This is a genomic window from Leisingera sp. JC11, assembly GCF_040704725.1.
GTDB lineage: Bacteria > Pseudomonadota > Alphaproteobacteria > Rhodobacterales > Rhodobacteraceae > Leisingera.
Genome location: NZ_JBFCVS010000066.1, coordinates 1 through 550, shown reverse-complemented (window position 1 = coordinate 550; position 550 = coordinate 1). Strand labels below are relative to the sequence as shown.

At 64.5% G+C, this 550-nt stretch carries 1 protein-coding gene; it reads right to left on the bottom strand.

The genetic code is table 11. From position 1 onward, the window contains the following. A partial coding sequence (locus AB1A62_RS22175) for an aldehyde dehydrogenase family protein (RefSeq protein ID WP_366663618.1) occupies nt 1–550 on the bottom strand: 550 nt, incomplete at both ends.

Below are 550 nucleotides of genomic sequence, written 5' to 3'. Positions count from 1 at the left end.
CGCGGCCGGTGTCCTTGCAGCCGGTCCAGCACAGGCCCGGATCCAGGTAGTCGGCGCGGTTCATGAAGACGGTGCCGGTCTCGATCCGGTCCCCTACGGCTTGCGCCCGCTCGACATCCCTGGTCCAGAGCGAGGCGGTGAGGCCGAAGTCGCTGTCGTTCATCAGGGCGATGGCTTCCTCGTCCGACGTCACCTTCATGATGCCGACAACCGGGCCGAAGCTTTCCTCGCGCATCACCCGCATATCGTGGGTGACACCCGTCAGGATCTGCGGCGTGAGGTAGGCGCCGCCATCATCCCCGGCAAAGGTCTCAATGCGGGCCACCGCGCCGGCCTCGACCGCCTCGGCGATCTGGCCGCGCACCTCATTGGCAAAACGCGCATTGGCCATCGGGCCGATGGTGGTTTCCGCGTCCAGCGGGTTGCCCAGCTTGTAACCCTTGACGATGGCAATCGCCTTTTCCAGGAAGGCGTCAAACAGGCTTTCATGCACATAGATCCGCTCGATGCCGCAGCAGCACTGGCCGGAGTTGAACATGGCGCCGTCAAT